The sequence below is a fragment of the Nostoc sp. TCL240-02 genome (genome assembly GCF_013343235.1).
In the GTDB taxonomy this organism is placed as follows: Bacteria; Cyanobacteriota; Cyanobacteriia; order Cyanobacteriales; family Nostocaceae; genus Nostoc.
In genome coordinates, this window is record NZ_CP040094.1 from 2,376,682 (window position 1) to 2,399,438 (window position 22,757).

11 protein-coding genes are annotated in these 22,757 nt (G+C 41.8%); 8 read left to right on the forward strand and 3 right to left on the reverse strand.

The genetic code is table 11. The features are described from left to right. The first annotated feature begins 207 nt into the window (after window positions 1-207). From FBB35_RS10280 to FBB35_RS10305, 6 genes are all read left to right on the forward strand, one after another. Window positions 208-5,601, forward strand: a complete 5,394-nt coding sequence (locus FBB35_RS10280; protein WP_174709551.1) for a type I polyketide synthase — start codon at window positions 208-210, stop codon at window positions 5,599-5,601. A 237-nt stretch (window positions 5,602-5,838) separates the two neighbouring features. Then, window positions 5,839-7,566, forward strand: a complete 1,728-nt coding sequence (locus FBB35_RS10285; RefSeq protein ID WP_174709552.1) for an SDR family NAD(P)-dependent oxidoreductase — start codon at window positions 5,839-5,841, stop codon at window positions 7,564-7,566. Between the two features lie 244 nt (window positions 7,567-7,810). Then, window positions 7,811-12,562 (forward strand): PfaB family protein, encoded by a 4,752-nt coding sequence (locus FBB35_RS10290; RefSeq protein ID WP_174709553.1) that lies wholly within the window; start codon window positions 7,811-7,813, stop codon window positions 12,560-12,562. A gap of 206 nt (window positions 12,563-12,768) precedes the next feature. Next, entirely contained in the window at window positions 12,769-14,445 is a 1,677-nt protein-coding gene (locus FBB35_RS10295) for a PfaD family polyunsaturated fatty acid/polyketide biosynthesis protein (RefSeq protein WP_174709554.1), read from the forward strand. A gap of 2 nt (window positions 14,446-14,447) precedes the next feature. Next, window positions 14,448-15,962: a thioester reductase domain-containing protein gene (locus FBB35_RS10300; RefSeq protein ID WP_174709555.1), complete on the forward strand. Its 1,515-nt coding sequence runs from the start codon at window positions 14,448-14,450 to the stop codon at window positions 15,960-15,962. Window positions 15,963-16,531: 569 nt separating this feature from the next. Beyond that, the gene (locus tag FBB35_RS10305) at window positions 16,532-17,335 is read left to right on the forward strand and encodes an SDR family oxidoreductase (protein WP_174709556.1); all 804 of its coding nucleotides are present in this window, start codon (window positions 16,532-16,534) and stop codon (window positions 17,333-17,335) included. A 52-nt stretch (window positions 17,336-17,387) separates the two neighbouring features. On the opposite strand, the gene hetI is transcribed toward FBB35_RS10305, so the two are convergent. After that, a complete protein-coding gene (hetI, locus tag FBB35_RS10310) occupies window positions 17,388-18,107 on the reverse strand; it encodes a 4'-phosphopantetheinyl transferase HetI (RefSeq protein WP_174709557.1) in 720 nt (239 codons plus the stop codon). 453 nt (window positions 18,108-18,560) lie between these two features. Next, window positions 18,561-20,087: an SUMF1/EgtB/PvdO family nonheme iron enzyme gene (locus tag FBB35_RS10315; RefSeq protein ID WP_254625902.1), complete on the reverse strand. Its 1,527-nt coding sequence runs from the start codon at window positions 20,085-20,087 to the stop codon at window positions 18,561-18,563. Between the two features lie 59 nt (window positions 20,088-20,146). Between FBB35_RS10315 and FBB35_RS10325 the strand changes: the two genes are divergently transcribed. Next, window positions 20,147-20,293, forward strand: a complete 147-nt coding sequence (locus FBB35_RS10325) for a hypothetical protein (protein WP_174709558.1) — start codon at window positions 20,147-20,149, stop codon at window positions 20,291-20,293. Window positions 20,294-20,528: 235 nt separating this feature from the next. Here the strand turns inward: FBB35_RS10325 and FBB35_RS10330 are convergent, their stop codons facing one another. Next, window positions 20,529-20,957 carry a hypothetical protein gene (locus FBB35_RS10330; protein WP_368041827.1) on the reverse strand — a complete coding sequence of 143 codons (429 nt, stop codon included), beginning with the start codon at window positions 20,955-20,957 and terminating at the stop codon, window positions 20,529-20,531. 519 nt (window positions 20,958-21,476) lie between these two features. Here FBB35_RS10330 and dnaN point away from each other — a divergent pair. Beyond that, a complete protein-coding gene (gene dnaN / locus FBB35_RS10335; protein ID WP_114080277.1) occupies window positions 21,477-22,640 on the forward strand; it encodes a DNA polymerase III subunit beta in 1,164 nt (387 codons plus the stop codon). Window positions 22,641-22,757 lie beyond the last annotated feature (117 nt).

Below are 22,757 nucleotides of genomic sequence, written 5' to 3' on the forward strand. Positions count from 1 at the left end.
ATCGCAATGTGCCAAAGTTGCCTGTAAACATAAGGCTTTACCTGGCATAATTCGTAATTCGTAATGATGCTAAAGGTCTCGCTAACGTAATTACTTTTTCGCCAGGATTTCAGAGGTGCTAACTGGTTGCACAACAAAAGTTTTTCATTAATTAGTAGGCAACAGAAATTACTGTAACTACACAATCCACAGTACTCACTATGCCCTATGTCTGCTTATTCAATTGATACTGCCTTAGCGGAGTTAGAAAGCCTTGTCAATAATTGTGAACAGGCTGTGATTAAGTCTATCGAGGGAAAAAAAATGAAGCCAGATAAATCAGTGTCAATCAACAAAATTAACAGACAATTACAACACAATCCTATTGCCATCGTTGGGATGGCTTCTCTATTGCCTCAAGCCAGAAATTTGCGGGAATACTGGCAAAATATAGTAAACAAAATTGACTGTATTACTGATGTTCCTTCCACTCACTGGAGCGTCGAAGATTATTACGATCCCAATCCTAGAACTACTGAAGATAAAACCTACTGTAAAAGAGGCGGGTTTCTTCCAGAGGTTGATTTTAACCCGATGGAATTCGGTATACCACCTAGCATTTTGGAAGTCACAGATGTATCGCAACTATTAAGTTTAGTAGTTGCGAAAGAGGCGATGGAAGATGCAGGTTATGGCGAAAAACGTGAGTTTAACCGCGAGATGGTTGGGGTAATCTTAGGCGTGGCTATGGCCAAGCAATTAGGAATGCCACTTTCTGCCAGGTTGGAATATCCGATTTGGGAAAAAGCACTCAAAAGCAGTGGTTTATCTGACGAAGATACGCAAAAAATCGTTGATAAAATCAAAAGCGCTTACGTGAAATGGGATGAGAACGCTTTCCCTGGAATGTTAGCTAACGTAGTCGCGGGTAGAATTGCCAATCGCCTAAACTTTGGCGGGATGAATTGTGTAGTTGACGCGGCTTGTGCTAGTTCCTTCGGTGCTTTAAAAATGGCAATTAGCGAACTAGTTGAGCATCGTTCTGACATGATGCTGACTGGTGGTGTTGATACCGACAACACCATCATGGCTTACATTTCGTTCAGCAAAACACCGGCTGTTTCTCCTAGTGAAAATGTCAAACCTTTCGATGCTAAATCGGATGGGATGATGCTAGGTGAAGGTATTGGTATGATTGTCCTCAAACGTTTAGAAGATGCGGAACGGGACAACGATAAAATATATGCCGTAATTAAAGGTATTGGAACTTCTAGCGATGGGCGTTACAAGAGTATTTATGCTCCACGCAAAGAAGGCCAAGTCAAAGCCTTAGAACGTGCTTATGAAGATGCCGGTTTCTCTCCCGCTACTGTTGGTTTGATGGAAGCACATGGCACTGGTACAATGGCTGGAGATCCGACAGAATTCGGTTCTTTAAAAGACTTCTTTGATGTACATGATGACAAAAAGCAGCACATCGCTTTGGGTAGTGTGAAATCACAAATCGGACACACAAAAGCGGCTGCGGGTGCGGCGAGTTTGATTAAAACTGCTTTGGCTTTACATCACAAAGTATTACCGCCCACAATTAACATCACCGAGCCAAATCCCAAACTCAACATTAAAAATTCATCCTTTTATTTGAATACTGAAACTAGACCTTGGATTCGTCCAGAAGGGGAAGCACCGAGACGCGCTGGTGTAAGTTCCTTTGGGTTTGGTGGAACAAACTATCACGTCGTTTTGGAAGAATATGAATCCGACCAAAACGACGCTTACCGCTTACACAGTGGTGCTAGTGAAGTACTGTTGTTTGCTCCTACGGTAGAGCAATTGTTGAGCAAATCGGAAGAGATTTTAGGTAAGTTGCGATCGCCTGAAGCACCTACACACTATGCCCAATTAGTCAAAGAATGCAAGTCGCCACAGATTCCCCTCTCTGCTCCCAGATTTGGGTTTGTAGCTGAAAATCTCGAAGAAGCTTGCAAGTTCTTGCAAACTAGCATTGACTGGCTGAAACTCAAAGGGTCAGCAGCATCTTGGGAGCATCCCCAAGGGATTTATTATCGTTCCTCTGGTATGGAGTTGGGCGGAAAAGTTGTCTCTCTATTTTCTGGACAAGGTTCGCAATACCTGGAGATGGGACGCGAACTGGTGATGAATTTTCCTTTGATGCGTCGTCTTCATGGTTATATGGATAGCCTGTTAATCAAAGATAATTTACAGCCACTTTCAGAAATCGTTTTCCCTCATCCTGTGTTTGGAGAGGCAGAAAAGAATGTCCAAATTGCTGCCTTGCAACGCACAGAATACGCTCAACCAGCCATTGGGGTCTTGAGTGCAGGGATGTACAGCATCCTGCAACAAGCTGGGTTTAAATCAGATTTTGTGGCGGGACATAGCTTTGGTGAACTGACAGCGCTATGGGCTGCGGGGGTTTTGAGTACGGAAGATTACTTGTTCTTAGTGAAAGCTAGGGGTCAAGCAATGGCTGCACCTGAAGACCCGGATCATGATGCGGGTAGTATGCTGGCTGTCAAAGAAGACATCAGCAAAGTTGAAGCAGTAATCAGACATTTTCCGCAAGTTGCGATCGCTAATCAAAATTCTCCGACTCAATTTGTCTTGGCTGGGCCTACCGCAGAAATAGCGAGAGTCAGAGAGGCTTTACATGAGAAAGGATATACAGCTGTATTGTTACCTGTTTCAGCAGCGTTCCATACACCGCTAATCGCCTTTGCTCAAAAATCCTTTGCGATCGCTACTAAGTCTGTTAAATTCCAAAGTCCTAAAATCCCTGTTTACAGCAACGTTACCAGTAAGCAGTATCCCAAGGAAGCCCAAGGTATTCAAAAGATTCTGGAAACGCACCTTTCCAACTCAGTGCTGTTTAAGCAGGAAATTGAAAATATCTATGCGGCGGGTGGTACTTGCTTTGTGGAATTTGGGCCGAGGAGAATTCTTAGCAACTTGGTAAAAGAGATTCTTGGCGATCGCCCTCATATCACTGTATCTTTGAACCCTAGCACTCAAAAGAATAGCGATCGCTCTTTGCGAGAAGCAGTTGTGCAGTTGCGAGTAATTGGTCTAGCTTTGAATAACCTCGATCCTTACCAACTTCCCCAAACTATCCCCCCAATTGAGACGAAGAAGACATTAAATGTTCGTTTAAACGGCATAAACTACAGATCCGAAAAAACGAAAAATGCCTTCGCTTTAGCTTTGCAGGATGGGCATAAAGTCACATTACCCACCCCCGAATATCCTGATGCGGCTCCTTTGTTTAGCAGCCCAGGTGTGACTCCAACTCTCGCAGCGATCGAGACTAACGGACATAAAAAACTTACCCCAGTAATGAACGGTGTGACTGCTAATATCATCACCCAGCCAGAGCAACAGATGAATCCTGTTACCCTGTCACAACCAGTCCAGGAATCTAAGATGCAACCAATACCAGAAAAGCTGACAAATTACGAACAACTTTTAGCAAGTTTAGAATATCTCCTGACACAGTTCCAGGAAAATCAAGCCGAGAATTTACAAGTTCACGGTACTTATCTCAACCATCAAATGGAATACGCTAAAGCGTTCTTCCAATTGATGCAGCAGCAGAATTCCTTGTTGAGCGAAAGTAAATCAACAGCCGAAACTGCCAAAATGAAGCTAGTTGTCATGGAAAGCTTAGAGCGTAGCATGATGCAGTTTCATTCCCAACAAGGTGAAACTCTACGCATCCATGAGCAATATCTTCAAGAGCAGTTGGAATATACTAAGAGCTTTTTCCAACTTATACAGCAAGAGTATTCTCAAATCATCTCTGGTGAGGGAACAACTCAATTAACAGAGAAACTCAGCAATTTCACTCCGTTCACCACAGAAACAATTGTTACTGATGCACCGACCAAGATAGTAGAAAGCCAGCCTTTGCCTGTAACTGAGCCTGTAGCTAAAAATGGCTTAAATGTTACCCAAGCACCTCTCCCGGCTGCTGTAGAGCCTGTAGTTGAAACTTCCTACTCCCCACTTCCCACACCGCACTTCGCCACTGTCGAGACAGTCGAGCCTGTAGTCGCGCCACCTGTCCCAGTAGTAGAAGAACCCCAAGCTGAGGTTGTAGTCAAAATTAGCTCACCCCCAGTCAACGAAGTTGTTGCATTCAAAGCAGAACCAGCACCCACAACTGCTGCACCTGTATCTGGCGCAACCATCGATATTGTTGACTTGGATAAAAACCTCTTAGCCATCACCAGTGATAAAACCGGCTACCCAGTCGAGATGCTGGAAATGGACATGGATATGGAGGCTGATTTAGGGATTGACTCTATCAAACGGGTGGAAATCTTAGGGGCGCTACAAGAAATGTACCCCAACCTACCCAAGCCCAATTTAGAAGAACTCTCAGAAAAACGCACCATTGGTCAAGTTGTAGAGTATCTGCAATCCCACGCTTCCAAAAGTGTTTCTGTAGAAATTGCAGTTCACGAAGTGCAACCAGCAACCGAGATTTTAGTAGAGGCTGCACCAGTAGTTGAGGTAGTTACTACACCGGAAGTAAGCGTAGTTATCGCATTCACCCCAGAACCAGAAGCCGCTACAAGTGATGAATTTGCAAACTTAGGTGAAACCCTGTTAGCCATCACCAGCGATAAAACTGGCTATCCAGTCGAGATGCTGGAACTGGAAATGGACATGGAGGCTGATTTAGGGATTGACTCTATCAAACGGGTAGAAATCTTAGGGGCGATGCAAGAAATGTACCCCAACTTACCTAAACCGAATATCGAAGAACTCGGCGACCTCCGCACCATTGGTCAAATAGTTGATTACCTACAGCAGTTGGCTGGAGGTGAAAAAAAAAAGTCTGAGCCTGAGTTTGTCCAACAGCAGCCACCGGAATTAGAGCATAATATCCAGCGCCATCTCGTCAAACTCAGAAGCCTAGCACAGCCTGATTATTTGGATTTCACGTTACCAGAGGGACACATCGGTTTAATCACCGATGATGGTTCCCTCACCACTTACAAATTGACTGAATCCCTAATCGAGAAAGGCTGGAAATTAGTAGTTATCAGCTTTCCCCAATCGCTCATCGCCCAACAAGCGCCCTTACCCACAGGAGTAACCCGCGTCACCTTAGCAAACTTGAGTGAAGAACATCTTCAACAACAATTGCAAGCGATCGCATCTCACTGCGGAACGATTGGGGCTTTTATTCATCTCCATCCGATATTTGTAGGAAATCACACCGGAAGTATTTCTTATAACGAATCAGAAAAGGCGATCGTCAAGCACGTATTTTTGATGGCGAAACACCTTAAACCCTCCCTCAACGAAGCCGCAAAGCATAGACGTAGTTGTTTCTGCACAGTTGCTCACCTGGATGGAGCCTTCGGTTTAGAGTACAAAGTCAACTTCGGTGCGATCGGTGCTGGTTTGTTTGGATTAACCAAAACCCTGAGATGGGAATGGCCAAAAGTTTTCACCCGTGCGATCGACCTAAGCCCCAGACTTGACGCTAAACAGTCAGTACAAAACATCATTGCCGAACTTCACGATCCCAACCTTTATATAAGTGAAGTTGGCTACGGCTCACAAGGACGAGTCACCATTATCGCCGATTAATTAGTTCTTTGATATAGCAGTCTTATTTGAGTTGTGAAAATTCCTGTTTTTAACGAACCGCAAAGGACGCAAAGAGCGCAAAGGAAGAGAAGAAATAAACAGAGAATTTCACAACTTTTTTAGGGCTGCTATTAGTATGCTTTTCACTACAATAAGACTACTTTTTTATCTTACTTTGCGCCCTTTGCGGTTCGTATATCCAAAAAAACCAATTTATGCAGGTATTCACGAGGATTTATGACACAAACAGCCCAGCTTAGTCCATCATCTGTCTTTGTCGTGAGCGGCGGTGCAAAAGGGATTACGGCTGAGTGTACTATCAGATTAGCCCAACAGCAACCCTGCAAATTCATCCTCCTCGGTCGCTCCGAACTATTAGAAACCGAGCCAGATTATGCTCAAAACTCCGATGATTCCGCATTGAAAAAATGCATCATGGAAAATCTTCTTTCTCAAGGAGAGAAGCCCACACCCATGAATGTGCAAAAAATATATAACAAAATTACCTCCAGCCGTGAAATTAAAAAGACTCTAGCAGCAATTGAAAAAACCGGAGCTAAAGCAGAATATATCAGCGTCGATGTTACAGATACGCCAGCTTTACAAGAAAAACTAGCCACTGCTGTGCAACGTCTTGGGCCAATTACCGGAATCATCCACGGCGCTGGAAACTTAGCTGATAAGTTAATTGAAAAGAAAACAGAAGAAGATTTTGAAAAGGTTTACACCGCCAAAGTTCAAGGTTTAGAAAATCTACTGGCTTGCGTCAACCCTAGTCAACTTCAGCATTTAGTTTTGTTTTCTTCCGTAACCGGCTTTTACGGAAATCCCGGACAATCTGATTATGCGATCGCAAATGAAATTCTGAACAAATCAGCCCATATATTTAAGCAAAGCTATCCCTCATGTCATGTCGTCGCAATCAACTGGGGCGCTTGGGATAGTGGAATGGTGACAGCAGAATTAAAGAAGATTTTTCAAGAGCGAAAAATTGATATAATTCCCATTGCAGTTGGGGCACAAATGCTCGTTAAAGAAATGGATAATTCCAATCATACAACTGCACAAGTTGTTATTGGTAGCCCACTAGTTCCACTGGCGGCGGAGTTAGATTCAGAACTACGAACCTATCGTATTCGTCGCCAAATGACATTGGAGGCTAATCCATTTTTACACGATCATACTATTGCTGGTTCTTCAGTTTTACCAGCAACTTGTGCAATGACTTGGATTATCAATGCCTGTGAACAATTATATCCCGGTTATCGGTTGTTTAATTACCAAGATTTTAAAGTTTTAAAGGGGATTACTTTCAATGAAACATTAGCGAAGGAACATTTTTTAGAAATAGAAGAAATTTCTAAAGTTAATCTTGAAAGAATCGAACTTAAAGCCAAAATTTCGAGTAAAAATCCAGAAGGCAGAATCCACTTTCATTTTAGCGCTCAACTAAATCTCCAGCGTGAAATCCCAGATGCACCAATCTATGAATCTCTCAATCTCGAATCAGATAACATCATCACCACTACAGGAAAAGCTTTTTACCAAAATGGTGGGGCGACATTATTTCACGGTCCCGGTTTTCAAGAAGTCAAGAGAGTTTTAAACATCAGTCCTGAAAAAATCACAACAGAATGTCTGTGGCCAGAACTCACTGCACAGGAACAAGGACAATTCCCTGTGCAATGGGTAAATCCTTACACAACAGACTTGAGTATGCACGCTTTATGGATTTGGACACAACACTTTCATGAAGAAGGTTGTTTACCTGGAAAAGTCGAAAAATTTGAACAGTTTGAAGCTATACCACATAACGAAACATTTTACGTTTCTTGTGAAGTACTAGCTAAGACACCAAGTAGTGCGATCGCAAACTTTATCATACACGATCGCGAAGGTAAAATCTATTCACGAATGCTCGGCGCTCATGCCATTATTTGGTCAATGAAAATGCTCAGAAGCTAATAATCTTCCTTTACCACTTAACATCCATACAGCAGTCCTAAAATCTCTGTGAAACTCTTTTTCTTCTTCGCGCCCTTCGCGCCTTCTCTGCGAGATGCTACGCGAACGCGGTTCGTTAAAAAGAGTATTTATCACAACTCAAATAGGATTGCTATAAATTGCCTCGTTTAAAGTTTGGGGAACAGCGTAAATCCTGCCTGTTAAATATCTCTTGCTAAATACCCAAACTCGGAGCATATAAATCGTGGAAAAAATAGCCATCATCGCATTATCATGCCTATTCCCCGATGCAAATAATCCTGAAGAATACTGGCAAAACATCGTTAATCAAAAAGATTCGACATCCTCTGCAACCGTCGAAGAAATCGGAGTAGATCCGACAATCTTTCACAATCCAGTCAAAGGTACACCAGACAAAACCTATTCCCTTAAAGGCGGATACATCCGCAACTTCCAGTTTAATCCATCCGAATACAATCTCCCATCAGAATTTGTTGCTGGTTTAGATAACACCTTCAAATGGTCATTGTATGCAGCTAAACAAGCAATTGTACAGAGTGGTTATTGGGGTAATCAAACTGTCCTGGCAAAATGTGGCGTAATTTTAGGTAATTTGTCATTCCCGACAAAGTTATCTAATCAGTTATTCTCTCCAATTTACCAGCAAGCTATTAATCCTGCTGTCAGAGAACTTTTGCAGCATGAAGACTTTGATTTAGCTGCTTTACCAAGTGCAACCAAAGCATCTTTGTACAATGCGATGATATCTGGCTTACCAGCATCTATCGTTGCTCAAGCTCTATCTCTATCCCAGATTAATTTATGTCTGGATGCCGCTTGCTCTTCATCATTTTATGCTATTAAATTAGCATCTCATTACTTATGGTCACACAAAGCTGATGTCATGTTAGCTGGAGCCATCAGTTGTGCAGATTCCTTATTCGTGCGAATGTTATTTTCCGGTGTTCAAGGGTATGCAGAAAACGGCATCAGTCGTCCCTTAGATAAGTCATCTAGAGGGCTAATTCCCGCCGATGGTGTTGGGATGGTGATGCTGAAGAGATATTCTGATGCCGTTAGAGATGGTGATAATATTCTCGCCACTATCTGCGGTAATGGACTCTCGAATGATGGCAAAGGTAAACATTTATTGAGTCCGAACCCTAAAGGACAAACCTTAGCTTTTGAACGAGCCTACAATGAGGCCAATTTCAGTCCAAAAAGCATTGATTATCTAGAGTGTCACGCCACCGGCACATTGCTAGGAGATACAACCGAGTTCAACTCAATCGAAACATTTTTTGGTCAAAATCAAGCTGCACCTCTGGTAGGTTCTGCTAAAGCAAATACTGGTCACTTGTTAACTGCTGCTGGCATGGTTGGCTTGACTAAAGTGATTTTGAGTATGTCTCATGGTGTAATTCCAGCAACCATGAATGTTTCGGAACCTTTAACGTCAGAAAAAGGTACAATTTCCGCCGATAAAATTGTTAGAACAGCTACGACATGGCCTAATAATAACGCACCAATTAAACGGGCGGCTATCAGTGCTTTTGGTTTTGGCGGCACTAATTCTCATCTGATTTTAGAGCAAGGAAATACAACACAATCTGTTGAACCAACTCCACCTGTTCTACCTACCAAAGTCGCCATTGTTGGCATGGATGCCTTTTTTGGTAACTGCAATGGCTTAGATGCTTTTGAACGGAGCATTTATGATGGAACACAGCATTTTACTTCTCTACCGCCTCAAAGATGGCATGGTATAGAAAATCAAGAAAGTGTCCTGAAAAAGTACGGTTTAGCAGATGGTAAAGCACCAGTAGGGGCATATATCAAGGATTTTGAAATCGATACTTTATCGTGCAAAATCCCACCAAATGAAATCGAAAAGCTAAACCCACAACAATTATTGCTCCTGAAAGTTAGCGATCGCGCCGTCAAAGATGCGAAACTACAGGAGGGTGGCAATGTGGCTGTGATTGTTGCCGCCGAGACAGAATTCTCTGTGCATCAGCTACAACAAAGATGGAATCTCTCTTGGCAAGTTAAAGACGGCTTACTCAACCAAGGAATTTCTCTACCTGCTGAACAGCTTTCCCAACTGGAAACCATTGTCAAAGATAGCATTCATCAACCAGTAGAAATCGGCGAATATGTGAGTCACATCGCCAACATCATGGCGAGTCGGATTTCTGCTTTGTGGAACTTCACTGGTCCTGCATTCACCGTCAGCGCTGGCGAAAATTCTGCCCTCAAAGCGTTGGAAGTTGCCCAAATGTTACTCGCTACGGGAGAAGTAGACGCAGTGGTTGTGGGTGCGGTAGATTTAGCCGGCGGTGTGGAAAACGTCTTATTCCGCAGCCAATTTGCCCCAATTAATACGGGTGTCAATACATTGGGTTATGACCAACAAGCTAATGGCTGGACGGTTGGCGAAGGTGCGGGTGCTGTCGTCCTCAAGCGCTACGAAGCTGCTAAGGAAGATAATGAACGCATCTATGCAGTAATTGATGCCATGAGTTTTGCACAAGGTAATTCTACTTTGAGTGATGCTTTGGTAAAACCTGATGCTTCAGCTATCAGCAATGTCTGCAAACAAGCTTTCGAGATGGCGGAGATTCAACCCACAGAGGTTAACTATGTGGAAGTCTTCGGTAGTGGCGTTCCCCAGGAGGATGAAGCGGAAATCACAGGTTTATTGCAAGCTTATCCGAAAGTGGGCAATGGTCTGCACTGTGCATTGGGCAGCGTCAAAGCCAATATCGGCCACACTTATACAGCATCGGGAATTGCTAGCTTAATCAAAACCGCCCTCTGTCTTTATTACAGGTATATTCCCGCCACGCCCAAATGGTCTGGTGTCAAAACACCGCAAGTATGGGAAGGTAGCCCCTTCTATGTGGCAATGGAATCAAGACCTTGGTTTGTCGATAAAGGCGGTACACGCAGAATAGCAGCAATTAATAGCATGGGTATAGATGGCAGTTACGCCCATTTAATCTTATCGGAAGAACCCAGCCACGAGGAACGTGACAACAGATATTTGCAACAAATGCCTTTTCATCTGTTTCCGATAGCAGTTAGCGATCGCACCACCATCTCCGATCTTCTCAACAATCTCCAACATACCATAGAAGCGAGTTCTTCTTTATCAGCTAACGCCAGCGAAACATTTGCTACTTTTCAACAGCAATCTGATGCAAAATACGTCTTATCAATTACAGGACGTAACACAAAAGATTTACTCAAAGAAATTGAATCTGCCCGCAAAGGTATAAATAATGCCTTTGAAAACGGCACAGATTGGCAAACGCCACTAGGAAGTTATTTCACCGCGAAACCATTGGGTAAAACGGGAGCAGTTGCTTACGTTTATCCCGCCGCAGTCAATTCTTATATAGGCATTGGTCGTACTGTCTTTCGCTTGTTTCCTAAAGTCTTCGAGGACTTAAAAAGTAACAATCTCTACAACCGGGCTGCCGATGTTGAAAAGTTAGTTTATCCCAGAAGCTTACCTAAATTGACAACTAGGCAACTAGAAACTCTCGAAAAGCAGTTGTTAGATGATTCACTGGCAATGTTTGAAAGTGAAATCGCCTTTGCTAGATACATGACGGCAATTTTCCGAGATGATTTTAAAGTCAAGCCGCAATCCGTATTTGGGTATAGCTTGGGTGAAACTAGCATGATGGTTGCCCAAGGGGTTTGGAGTGATTTTGAGGGTGGAAGTAACACCTTAAACTCATCCCCTCTATTTGGCGATAAGCTATCCGGCCCGAAAAATGCTGTGCGTGAATATTGGGGATTAACAGATTCGCCAAACAACAATCTTTGGAATACTTATGTTCTCATGGCTACTCCATCGCAAGTTAGAGAATGCCTGAAACAAGAGAACCGCGTCTACTTAACTCAAATTAACACACCAGAAGAAGTATTAATTGCTGGTGATGATGCCGCCTGTAAGCGAGTGATTGCAACTTTAGGTTGTAACGCTTTCCCCGCGCCCTTCGACCATGTGATACATTGTGAAGCGATGCGATCGCAGTACGAGGAAATCAAGAAGGTAAACACCTTACCATCGCAAAATCTGCCCGGTATCGTTTTTTACTCAGCCGCCGATTATCAACCAATTACACTTGATAGTGATACCATTGCCCACAACATCGCCAAAGGATTGTGCCAAGAACTTGATTTTCCGCAATTAGTTAATCGTGTCTACGGTGATGGAGTCAAAATATTTCTAGAAGCAGGCGCAGGTAATGTCTGTTCGCGATGGATTGATAAAATTCTCGGCAACCAAGAACATATTACAGTCTCTCTAAATCGTAGAGGGATGGATGACCATGCTGCAATGGTCAAAGCATTAGCAAAACTACTCAGTCATCAGGTGAACGTGGATTTATCACCGTTGTACAGTAAAGCTCAAGGAACCGCTAATCAAAATAAAGCAACATTGAGAACAGTTACCTTGGGTGGAAAAGCAATTGCTGCTACAATTTTGAGCGAAAAAAATCGCAAGCTTGTTGAAGATTTTGCTGGGGATCTTAGGAGTGAACGTTTCAAAATACAGCATCCAGATATACCTAACATCCAGCAATCTGAAATCACAGATTCTCTTAATACTTCCAACCAAATAATCCAAGAAGAAACTTACTCCCATAACATCTTGCCTCAGCCAGAAGAAGTAAAACCGAAAAATATCATTGATAACGTTTTTGAACCGAGAGAACAATTACAATCTTCTGAGTCAATCGCAATTGGGCAGCAAACTTCTCTTTCTTCGCCATCTGTCATCACTAAAAAAATTAGTAGCATCATCAGCATGTTCGATTTAAATAAGACCCAGTATCAAAAGCTCAATGCTAATAATTCAAAGATAACTAAAGCACACACAGCCTTCTTACAGTCTAGACAAGATTACAGTCAGCAAATGAGCGAAATCATTCAATTGCAACTAGCTTGCGCCCAAAACTTGCTTAACGACGAATCTTAATATCTTATACCAATTCTCTCTCAACTCTTTCTTCCTTCGCGCCCTTTGCGTCCTTCGCGGTTCGTTTAAAAATTATTACGTGCATCTCCTAGAGAATTGGTATTACTCTCTTACTCTGTGCCCTCTGCACCTCTGCGGTTCTTTAACAGAGTCTACACCCTTCAACTTTATCATCCATTGTTTGTATAATCCGAGGGATAACTACCGTGACAACCGTAGATACGGTACTAAGTAAACACGATAATGGTCTTAACTTCTCCGCTTGGTCGCATAACAAAAACCAGGTTTGGAAAGGTTCTTTAGAAACTGTATCTTTTGAGAAACAAACCATCAAAGATAAATTGATGGTATTAAATAAACCATGCTACATCGTGAAAGTTGCCGGAAAAATCGGTGTCACCAATGAGGGGTATTTATCCCCTGGTGATAATGGCACAACAGCACAAGTAGAACTCTTAACATTTGCATCCCCAATCCGCATTCAACAGTTTGGAGACCCCAATTTTCTCTCCTCTCATGGAGTGAAATACGCCTACGTTACCGGCGCAATGGCTGGCGGAATTGCTTCCGAAGAAATGGTCATTGCACTCGGAAAAGAGCAAATTTTGAGTTCCTTTGGTGCAGGTGGTTTAACTCCAGAACGTTTGGAAGCAGCCATCAATCGCATTCAACAAGCTTTACCTCAAGGGCCTTATGCATTTAATTTAATTCACAGCCCCAACGAACCTGCGATTGAACGCCGCGCTGTGGATTTATATCTTAAATATCAAGTGAGAACAGTAGAAGCATCTGCATTTCTCGACTTGACACCCAACATTGTTTATTACCGTGTTGCTGGATTGAGCTTAAATAGCAGCAATCAAATTGAAATCAAAAATAAAGTCATTGCCAAAATTTCTCGCCGAGAAGTTGCGACTAAATTTATGCAACCAGCACCAGCGAGAATTATCAAAGAACTTCTGCAACAAGGGTTAATTACTGAGTTACAAGCAACTCTTGCAGCGAAAGTTCCAATGGCTGATGATATTACCGTCGAAGCTGATTCTGGAGGTCACACAGATAACCGTCCCTTGGTTTGTGTGTTACCTTCTATTATTGCCTTGCGGGATGAAATTCAAGCCCAATATCATTACCAAATACCCATTAGAATCGGCGTTGCAGGAGGAATTGGGACACCACAATCAGCATTAGCAGCTTTCATGATGGGTGCTGCTTATATAATGACCGGTTCCATTAATCAGTCATGTGTTGAATCTGGGGCTTGTGAACATACCAAAAAGTTACTAGCTCAAGCAGAAATGGCTGATATGATAATGGCTCCAGCAGCAGATATGTTTGAAATGGGAGTCAAATTGCAAGTTCTCAAACGGGGTACAATGTTCCCCATGCGAGCGCAGAAATTATTTGAACTCTATCGCGCTTATGATTCCATTGAAAGCATCCCTCTTGCAGAAAGAGAGAAATTAGAAAAACAAGTTTTTCGCAAAACTATTGCTGAAGTATGGGAAGGAACTGCGGCTTATTTGTCCCAAAAGAATCCTGAGAAACTTGGGAAAGCAGTTAATAATCCTAAACTAAAAATGGCGTTGATTTTCCGTTGGTATTTAGGATTATCTTCCCGTTGGTCTAGTTCTGGTGAAAAAGGTAGAGAAGTCGATTATCAAATTTGGTGTGGCCCGGCAATGGGCGGTTTCAATGACTGGGTACGCGGTTCCTACCTGTCTGAACCAAATAATCGTGGTGTAGTTGATGTTGCTAATCAAATTATGACTGGTGCAGCCTTTTTGTATCGCGTTCAAAATTTGAAAATTCAAGGGCTACAAGCTTCCGATTATTACAGTCAGTATCACCCTGTTCGTTCTACATCATTGTTGGAGATTTAAAAATGACTATAAAACAGTCTTTCACAGCAGACGATATTCAAATATTTTTGGTATCTAACTTAGCTAAGTTGCTAGGAGTAGCAACTGATGAAATAGATGTCAAAGAACATTTAGAAAACTATGGCTTGGATTCAGCCCAAGCAATGATTCTAGTAAGTAACTTAGAAAAGTTGCTCGGATTTCAACCATCTCCGTTGCTGCTGTGGCATTACCCAAATATTGAGGCTCTTTCACAGCGTTTAGCTGAAGAAGTGCAAGAAGGTTCACCAGTTCAAGATACAAAGGTGGTAGCTTCTAATGCCAACATTGCACCCTCTGTTCTAGATTTGGGTGCTGAGGCTGTTCTTGACCCCACCATCCATCCCGGTGCTGCATCGAATGTACTTGTGGGTGAATCTAAGAACATCTTTTTAACTGGAGGAACAGGCTTTTTAGGAGCTTTTATCATCCGGGAATTGCTACAAGAAACCAATGCGGATATCTATTGCTTAGTACGTGCTGCTAATGCTGAAGAAGGCAAAAGCAAACTCCAAAAAAATCTAGAACAGTATGCAATTTGGCAGGAAGAATTTAGCTCCAGAATTATTCCGATTGTCGGCGATTTATCTCAGCCTTTGTTAGGTATTAGTTCGGAACAGTTTCAAACTTTAGCTGGCAATATTGATACTATATATCATAGTGCTGCTTTGTTGAATTATGTTTTTCCATACTCTGCACTGAAAGCAGCCAATGTTTTAGGCACTCAAGAAGTTTTGAGATTGGCTTGTCAAGTTAAAGTCAAGCCTGTACATTACGTTTCCAGCGTTGCTGTTTTTGAATCCACTGCTTATGCTGGCAAAGTTGTCAAAGAACAGGATGAATTCAATCATTGGGAAGGTATTTATCTTGGTTACTCTCAAACTAAATGGGTAGCTGAAAAGTTAGTCAAAATTGCTCGTGACCGTGGACTTCCTGTAACTATCCACAGACCACCACTGATTTCTGGTGATAGCAAAACAGGCATTTGTAACACACATGACTTTATCAATTTGATGACCAAGGGCTGTCTACAAATGGGATATTTCCCTGATGTAGATTATATGTTGGATATGTCACCTGTTGACTATGTAAGTAAAGCGATCGTTTATCTATCACGCCAAAAAGAATCCATAGGTAAAGCTTTCAATTTACAACATCCCCAACCCGCTGCTTTGAAAATGCTAGTTGAGTGGATACGCTCTTTTGGTTATTCAGTTGAAATGATTCCTTTCGAAAAATGGCAATCAGAGTTAATCAATAATGTGACTTCTGCTGACAATCCTTTGTACACTCTGCGGCCATTTTTGCTAGAACGTTGGTCTGATGAACAACTCACTATTCCTGATTTGTACTTACAAGCTAGAAGACCCCACATTAGCTGCCAAGATACTCTTCATGCATTGGCAGGTAGTTCTATTGCTTGTCCGCCAATTGACTCTCAATTGTTTATGACTTATACAGCTTACTTGATTCAAAGCGGCTTTTTGAATCTGGCTTAGGAGTTCACTACTTGCGTAGGATGTGTTAGGAACGTAACGCACTATCCCGAATACTTTCGGTGCGTTACGAAGCCCTAACACACCCTACAGCTACAACAAAACAAGTTTATTTAGTCGATGTTTTTTAAAACTCAGTACTGCTGAATAGTTAATATTTCAGATGCCAGCAACAACTTATATACCAACAGTGGCAATATAATTGCCCTGTTTTTTTATGCTCAATAATGTAATTTTTTAGGATTCACCACTTGACAGAAGCAATTGAAGATAGAATGGTTAGTGTCGGGCATAAAAGTTTGATTTTGCCTACTGGCTTTTGTAAGTAATCAAAAGCCAGTGCTAGTAGTTTGAAATCACTAAACTTCTTTAATGCTCCACTTATTTGATGTATAAGTCCTAAATTTACGTTTGGACTGTTACATCTATCCAAGGCATCACACAAGCATTTGAAATGGTAATAACTCAAGACAGTTATTGTCGATTCAAATATTACGCGTACTAAATTGTAGAACGAGAACCACTGTAAATGCAAGGCAGCTTCATCAAGTTGAATTCACCAATATTTTTACATGAACAAAACACATCAAGGTCAGAGCAAAAAAACTGCTCTTATTACTGGGGCAGCCAGTGGAATTGGCTACGAATTAGCCTGTATTTTTGCTGCTCATGATTACAATTTGGTATTAGTAGACAGAAATGGGCCAACGCTACTAGAAATTGCAGCTAAATTCCAAGAGAAATTTGGAATTTTTGTCAAAACTATTGTTAAGGATTTATCTATATCAACTGCTCCTGAAGAAATTTTCACGGAGCTGCAACTCGCCAATATTAATGTTGATGTGCTGGTAAATAATGCCGGATTTGGTATCTATGGATTATTTCACGAAACAGACCTAGCTACTGAATTGGAAATGCTACAGGTAAATTTAGTGTGCCTCACCCATTTAACTAAGCTATTCGTAAAACACATGGTAAAGCAAGGTGAAGGTAAGATATTAAATGTTGCTTCGGCTGCGGCTTTTCAACCAGGGCCTTTGATGGCGGTTTATTTTGCTACTAAAGCTTATATCTTATCGTTTTCAGAAGCGATCGCTAATGAATTAGAAGGAACAGGTGTCACTGTGACAGTTCTTTGCCCAGGCTCAACCGAATCTGGCTTTCACGAAAGAACTGGGATGGCTGACTCTAAGCTGCTCAAGGGTAAGCGGATGATGGATGCACGAACAGTAGCCGAAATTGGTTTTCACGGCTTAATGAAGGGCAAAACTATTGTCATTCCTGGTTTTATGAATAAACTACTGGCAAAAATCGTCAGATTTGCACCTAGAAAGCTGGTGACAAAAGTTGTGAGAAATATGCAGGAAGATAAATAGGGGAATTGGGAATGGGGAATGGGGAAGAATGACAAATGACAAATGATTAGTATCAATATTGCCAGCATTTTAAATTCCAGCCACAATTTGCGACAGCGACAGCAGCAACAAAATTGTTAGCAGGTACTAATTCAAAAAGACTCCAGTTTTCAGTTATCTGTAACTTGGCTGGTTCTGTGGGAGTTAGCGATACTTCAATTTGCTCTAACTGGGATAGTCCGTCTCCGGTTGCTTTTAAATAAGCTTCCTTACAAGTCCAGTAACGGAAAAATACTTCTTGCTGTTGGTTGGGAGATAGTGATCGCAACATATCATATTCTCTCGGTAAAAAGAACCGTTTGGCAAGAGCTTCAATATCAGACATCGGGCGAATATATTCTAGGTCTACACCAATTGGATGGGTACAATTCACCGCACACAAACCCAACCCTTGGGAATGAGACAAGTTAAACGCCAATCCACTATCGGCAAATTTATCTGCTAATACTGGTTTTCCACGCTGTTGATAATTAAACTGCACTTGTAAAGGCTGGATATCCAAGTAGCGACCTAATATAGTTCGCAGGATGCCACGACCAGCAATGAAACGCTGTCGATGTTCCTGAAAATAGAACCTTTCAGCACGAGCTATTTCGTCACTAGAAAGAGTTGCTGCTAAATTTTGCAGTTGTAGTTCTGGTTGGTCAAGTTCTATACGCCAGACATGAATCTCATCTGATAACAAAGTTAAATCTGTCGGTGCAGGTAGCCAGAAATGATGAGTAGCGGTCATTGAATCTGATTTGATTTGTTTTGATAACCTTTACCGAAGTTTAGCTTTGCTAGTCTCTATTTTATCTTGAAGATATATTTTAAGTTTTCCACAACCAGTAGTGCGATCGCTAGCCTTGAAAGCTAAATAATTAATCGAAAATATTAAGTAACGTATAAAAATTGATTAAATATAACTTAGATTGTGGAAAAATCTAACTTTTTGTGGAAAAATCTGGGAAAAACTTGATATTTTCCTGATAAAACTTAATTAAGTATAATTACTTTGTGGAAAAGTACTATAGTTTTTCCACAAGTTTTCCACAAGGTAAACTTGCTTAACACGGATTATTGATGTTGGGTTGAGGAACGAAATTTAGCTAAAAAATTTTATCGCGCAGAGCGCGAGACAAATAAGAAAAGAAGGGAAAAGAAAAAAGTGAAGAGGGCAAAAGGACAAGAGCGTAAAGGGCTACTAAGTCCTGCCACGAACCACCACAACCCGAAAACCCACGAAGGTGTACCCGCCGACACGCGCGAAAGAGTCGCGATACGCCGAGCGGCAATACGTGGTAACGCTGCCCCACGAACCACCACGCAGCTGCCGCAACTTATTATTACTCATCCAAGCGCTACCGTTTGTTGGCGCTCCGTTATAATTTTCGTGCCAAGTATCTTGACACCATTCACATATATTACCATGCATATCAAATAAACCAAAGGGATTTGGTGAAAATTTTCCGACATCTGTTGTTTGCTGACGATATTTACCCTTTGACCCAGCACCATAAGTATAGTTACCGTCATAATTTGCTAAGTCTGTCGTAATCGTCTCACCAAAATAAAATGGGGTAGTCGTTCCCGCACGACAGGCATATTCCCACTCTGCCTCACTAGGCAAGCGATAGGTTTTCCCAGTCTTGTTAGATAATCTGGCACAAAACTCAATTGCATCATCCCAAGATACTTGTTCAACAGGTCGATTAGCGCCTTTAAAGTAAGATGGTTCAGGATTTAAATCAATATTTACCTTTTTTAGCCCAGCAACAACAGCCCATTGGCTTTGTGTAACCGGGTATTTACCCATGAAAAAAGGTTGAATAGTAACAAGGTGCTGTGGACTTTCGCAATCGAATCGTTCTGGCTCATTCTTTGGGGAACCCATCAAGAATTTACCGCCACGAATTGGAACTATTTCTAGAACTACGCCATCGCCCAAATTTTCTGTAAAAAGCTTTGCTTCTACTACATCTTCATCCTTAAGCTCATACTCTCGTTGTAATTTATTTAATTCCTTTTTAGCTCTTTCATCCAACGGATATCTGTGTTGAGCTACAAAATCTATGAATAATTCTCTGTAGTCATCTATATGTTGCTGACGTATTTTGTAAGGCTTTAATACTTCTTTTTGAACTGCACTAGCTTCTAAATCTATTAATCCTAAATTTATCTCTAATCTTTTTAATATTTTCAACTCCCCAAAAGAAATATCACCATCGCCATCAGACGCAAATTTTTCAACCTTCTGACGATATTGAGCTATAGCCTTTGCCTTACTTAGTTGTTCAGCAGCAACCTTAATTCCCTCAGCTACATTCGTGAATGCATCGTCTCGATTATGCCAAGATGAAGATGTAACAGGTTGGGCATTTTTGGGCAGAGCTTGTAGTCTAGCTAATGGTGGTGATTGCCAAGCCACACTTCGCAAAATAATTGGAATGACGCAAGCTTCTCCAGCTTCGTGGCGTTCTACTGCTTTAGTAACTTCAACACTCCAGCAGTACTCAGAACGGATAAAGTCTGAACTTACCAGCAATAAAATGATATCGGCTGTATTCAAATTCTCATTAATCTGCCGATCCCATTCTCCTCCAGGTGGTATCTCGCGATCGTCCCAGGTTGAAATTATACCTTGCCGTTTCAACATAGTGAGGTGGTTAACGAGTTCATTCTTTAGGGATTCGTCGGCGTGAGAGTAGGAAAGGAATACTTTGAGCGACACCAACGATACCTCTTGCGTCTTTAAGAGTGGGAGAAATTACGCTTTTTACAAATTATAGTATGTTTGCGTACTACACTGGGTGGCTGGAAGTTGCGGCTACACAGACTTGTGTTGAGCGGAGTCGAAATACAAAACCCGCCTTTACTACGGAAGCTACGCCAAGGCGGGTTAAAAACTTTGATTTTTTGCCAGTTACAGACCTCTAGAGTTGCCCCAGAGCCTTTTGATCCCCCCAACCCCCCTTAAAAAAGGGGGCAAAAACCTCTCAAAGTCCTCCTTTTTAAGGAGGATTTAGGAGGATCTACAGGATTTTGGTTTTGTACAGAGATGTGTGTACACCGTAGCTTTTTAGGAGAGAGGCTAAAGTCTATTGCATCTATAGATGCGTAGCGGCTTACCGCAGGGTACGAAAACCGCTATATAAACCTTATTGGATTTTAGCTAACTTGCGATCGCAGCCGATATCCCATTCATAGATCCATTTACAGAAGAAGGCTGAACAGAATTGATGACTTGGGAATTGCCTAGTACGCTTCGCTTCTTCTTGGTATTACCTCGTCGCACACCACCCGCCATCTCATATTCCTGGCTGGTTTTACCGTAACGGCTGCCAACTCCTAGTAACATTTTTTCTGACATTGCAATTACAGCCTGTTCTGCATTCTTCACATCATCTGTGAGTTTGTCAATGGAAGATAAAGCAGTATTGTAGGCAGCAAGCTTAGACCGTAGATCGTTAATTGTTGCATTGTAAGCTTGTATAGTCAGTCCTTCGCCAAAGTCTAATGCTACACTGATAGATTGTAAACTTTCAATGCGGCGATCGGCTTTTTCTAAAACGCTGGAGTTTCTTTTAGGACGTGCCATCATTCATCTCTCCTAGTAAACTATAGTACTTTTTTATACAAAATCTTCCTTGATTGTCATCAGAAAATATAACAAAATCAGTTGCTTAAGTGTAGGCGATCGTAAAGTTCGCACCTCTAGACTTGTAGTTGATTTTACTTAAATTGTTTTTTATTTAAGTAATAAATAGACTTATAAGTTTATTGCGACAATTGTTGCAATGATTTCAACGTTTCTTATAAATGGAGGATCAATTGTTGCAAAGTATGAATACTTTGCTGCAACGGCTTATACCTTTGCAAGAAATGCTTAAGCGTTTCTTATATATGGAGGATCAATTGTTGCAAAGTATGAATGCTTTGCTGCAACGGCTTATACCTTTGCAAGAAATGCTTAAGCGTTTCTTATAGATCGCGCAACATTAGCTGCAATTGTTTGAGTCTTTACAAGTCTGAAGCGTAAGAGCGTAGGCATAGCCCGTCGTAGACATCGCCTATAAACGATAAGGATGTTACCATATCCTTCACCAGCTGAATCTCACTTATGAAATTAGTTTGCTCCCAAAGCGATCTCAGTACAAATCTCTCACTAGTTAGTCGTGCAGTACCTTCACGACCGACTCATCCAGTACTTGCCAATGTGCTGTTACAAGCGGATGCTGAAACTAACCAGGTAAGCTTAACAGCCTTCGATCTCAGCTTGGGAATCCGCACCAGCTTTAATGCAGAGGTATGGCAAGGAGGTGCGATCGCACTTCCTGCTAAGTTACTTGTAGATATCACCTCTCGTCTTCCAGAAGGCGAAATCACTTTAGACGATGAATCAGCCCTCACAGGTGCAACATCCGGTGGAGAAGGTTTAATAGTTACACTTACACCCAAAAGTGGACATTATCAAGTCCGAGCAATGGGACCGGAAGAATTTCCTGAACTACCTGTAATTGAAAATACAGAAGTAATTTATCTCACCACCGCCGCATTAGTTGAGGGATTACGGGGTTCATTATTTGCTACCAGTGGTGATGAAACTAAACAAGTATTGACGGGAGTGCATTTAACAGTTAAACAAGATACCCTAGAATTTGCAGCTACCGACGGACATCGCCTAGCAGTGGTAGAAACTAGCAACGAGCGTCCTCTAGGCGGAACTAGTCAACTAGAGGTGACAGTACCAGCGAGAGCATTACGCGAACTCCAAAGGATGCTGGCTCATAGCGCCTCATCAGATGAACCTGTAGCTTTATATTTCGATCAAGGTCAAGTTGTGTTTGCATGGCAAAATCAACGCTTGACTAGTCGCACGTTAGAAGGGCAATATCCTGCTTATCGACAATTGATTCCGCGTCAATTTGAACGACAAGTGACTATTGAACGGCGACAATTTGTCAGCACTTTGGAACGGATTGCTGTGCTAGCCGATCAAAAAAATAATATTGTCAAACTTAGTATTGATAGCGAAGCTCAAGAAATTACCTTATCTTGTGAAGCTCAAGATGTGGGTAGTGGTAGAGAGTCAATGCCGGCGCAGATATCTGGAGAAAACATTGAAATTGCTTTTAACATTAAATATTTGATGGAAGGCTTGAAAGAGTTACCATCTTCCGAAATTCAAATGCACCTAAATCAAAGCCTGACTCCGGTGATTTTTACACCATTGGGTGGTTTGAAAATGACCTATTTAGCTATGCCTGTGCAACTGAGAAGTTGAAAGAGGTAGAGAGGCAGGGGAGCAGGGGGGCAGGGAGCAAGGGAGCAGGGTATTAACCCTACATCTTGTACTTGTAAGTCCCAGATTTAAAAGAATATGGCGATAAATAAAGACGGG

Coding starts and splice junctions, on each gene's coding strand:
- FBB35_RS10285 (WP_174709552.1), top strand. CDS start 5,839: ATGACACAAACAGCCCAGCTTAGTCCATCATCTGTCTTTGTCGTGAGC.
- FBB35_RS10300 (WP_174709555.1), top strand. CDS start 14,448: ATGACTATAAAACAGTCTTTCACAGCAGACGATATTCAAATATTTTTG.
- hetI (WP_174709557.1), bottom strand. CDS start 18,107: ATGACCGCTACTCATCATTTCTGGCTACCTGCACCGACAGATTTAACT.
- dnaN (WP_114080277.1), top strand. CDS start 21,477: ATGAAATTAGTTTGCTCCCAAAGCGATCTCAGTACAAATCTCTCACTA.
- FBB35_RS10330 (WP_368041827.1), bottom strand. CDS start 20,957: ATGATGGCACGTCCTAAAAGAAACTCCAGCGTTTTAGAAAAAGCCGAT.
- FBB35_RS10325 (WP_174709558.1), top strand. CDS start 20,147: ATGTTTGCGTACTACACTGGGTGGCTGGAAGTTGCGGCTACACAGACT.
- FBB35_RS10280 (WP_174709551.1), top strand. CDS start 208: ATGTCTGCTTATTCAATTGATACTGCCTTAGCGGAGTTAGAAAGCCTT.
- FBB35_RS10305 (WP_174709556.1), top strand. CDS start 16,532: ATGAACAAAACACATCAAGGTCAGAGCAAAAAAACTGCTCTTATTACT.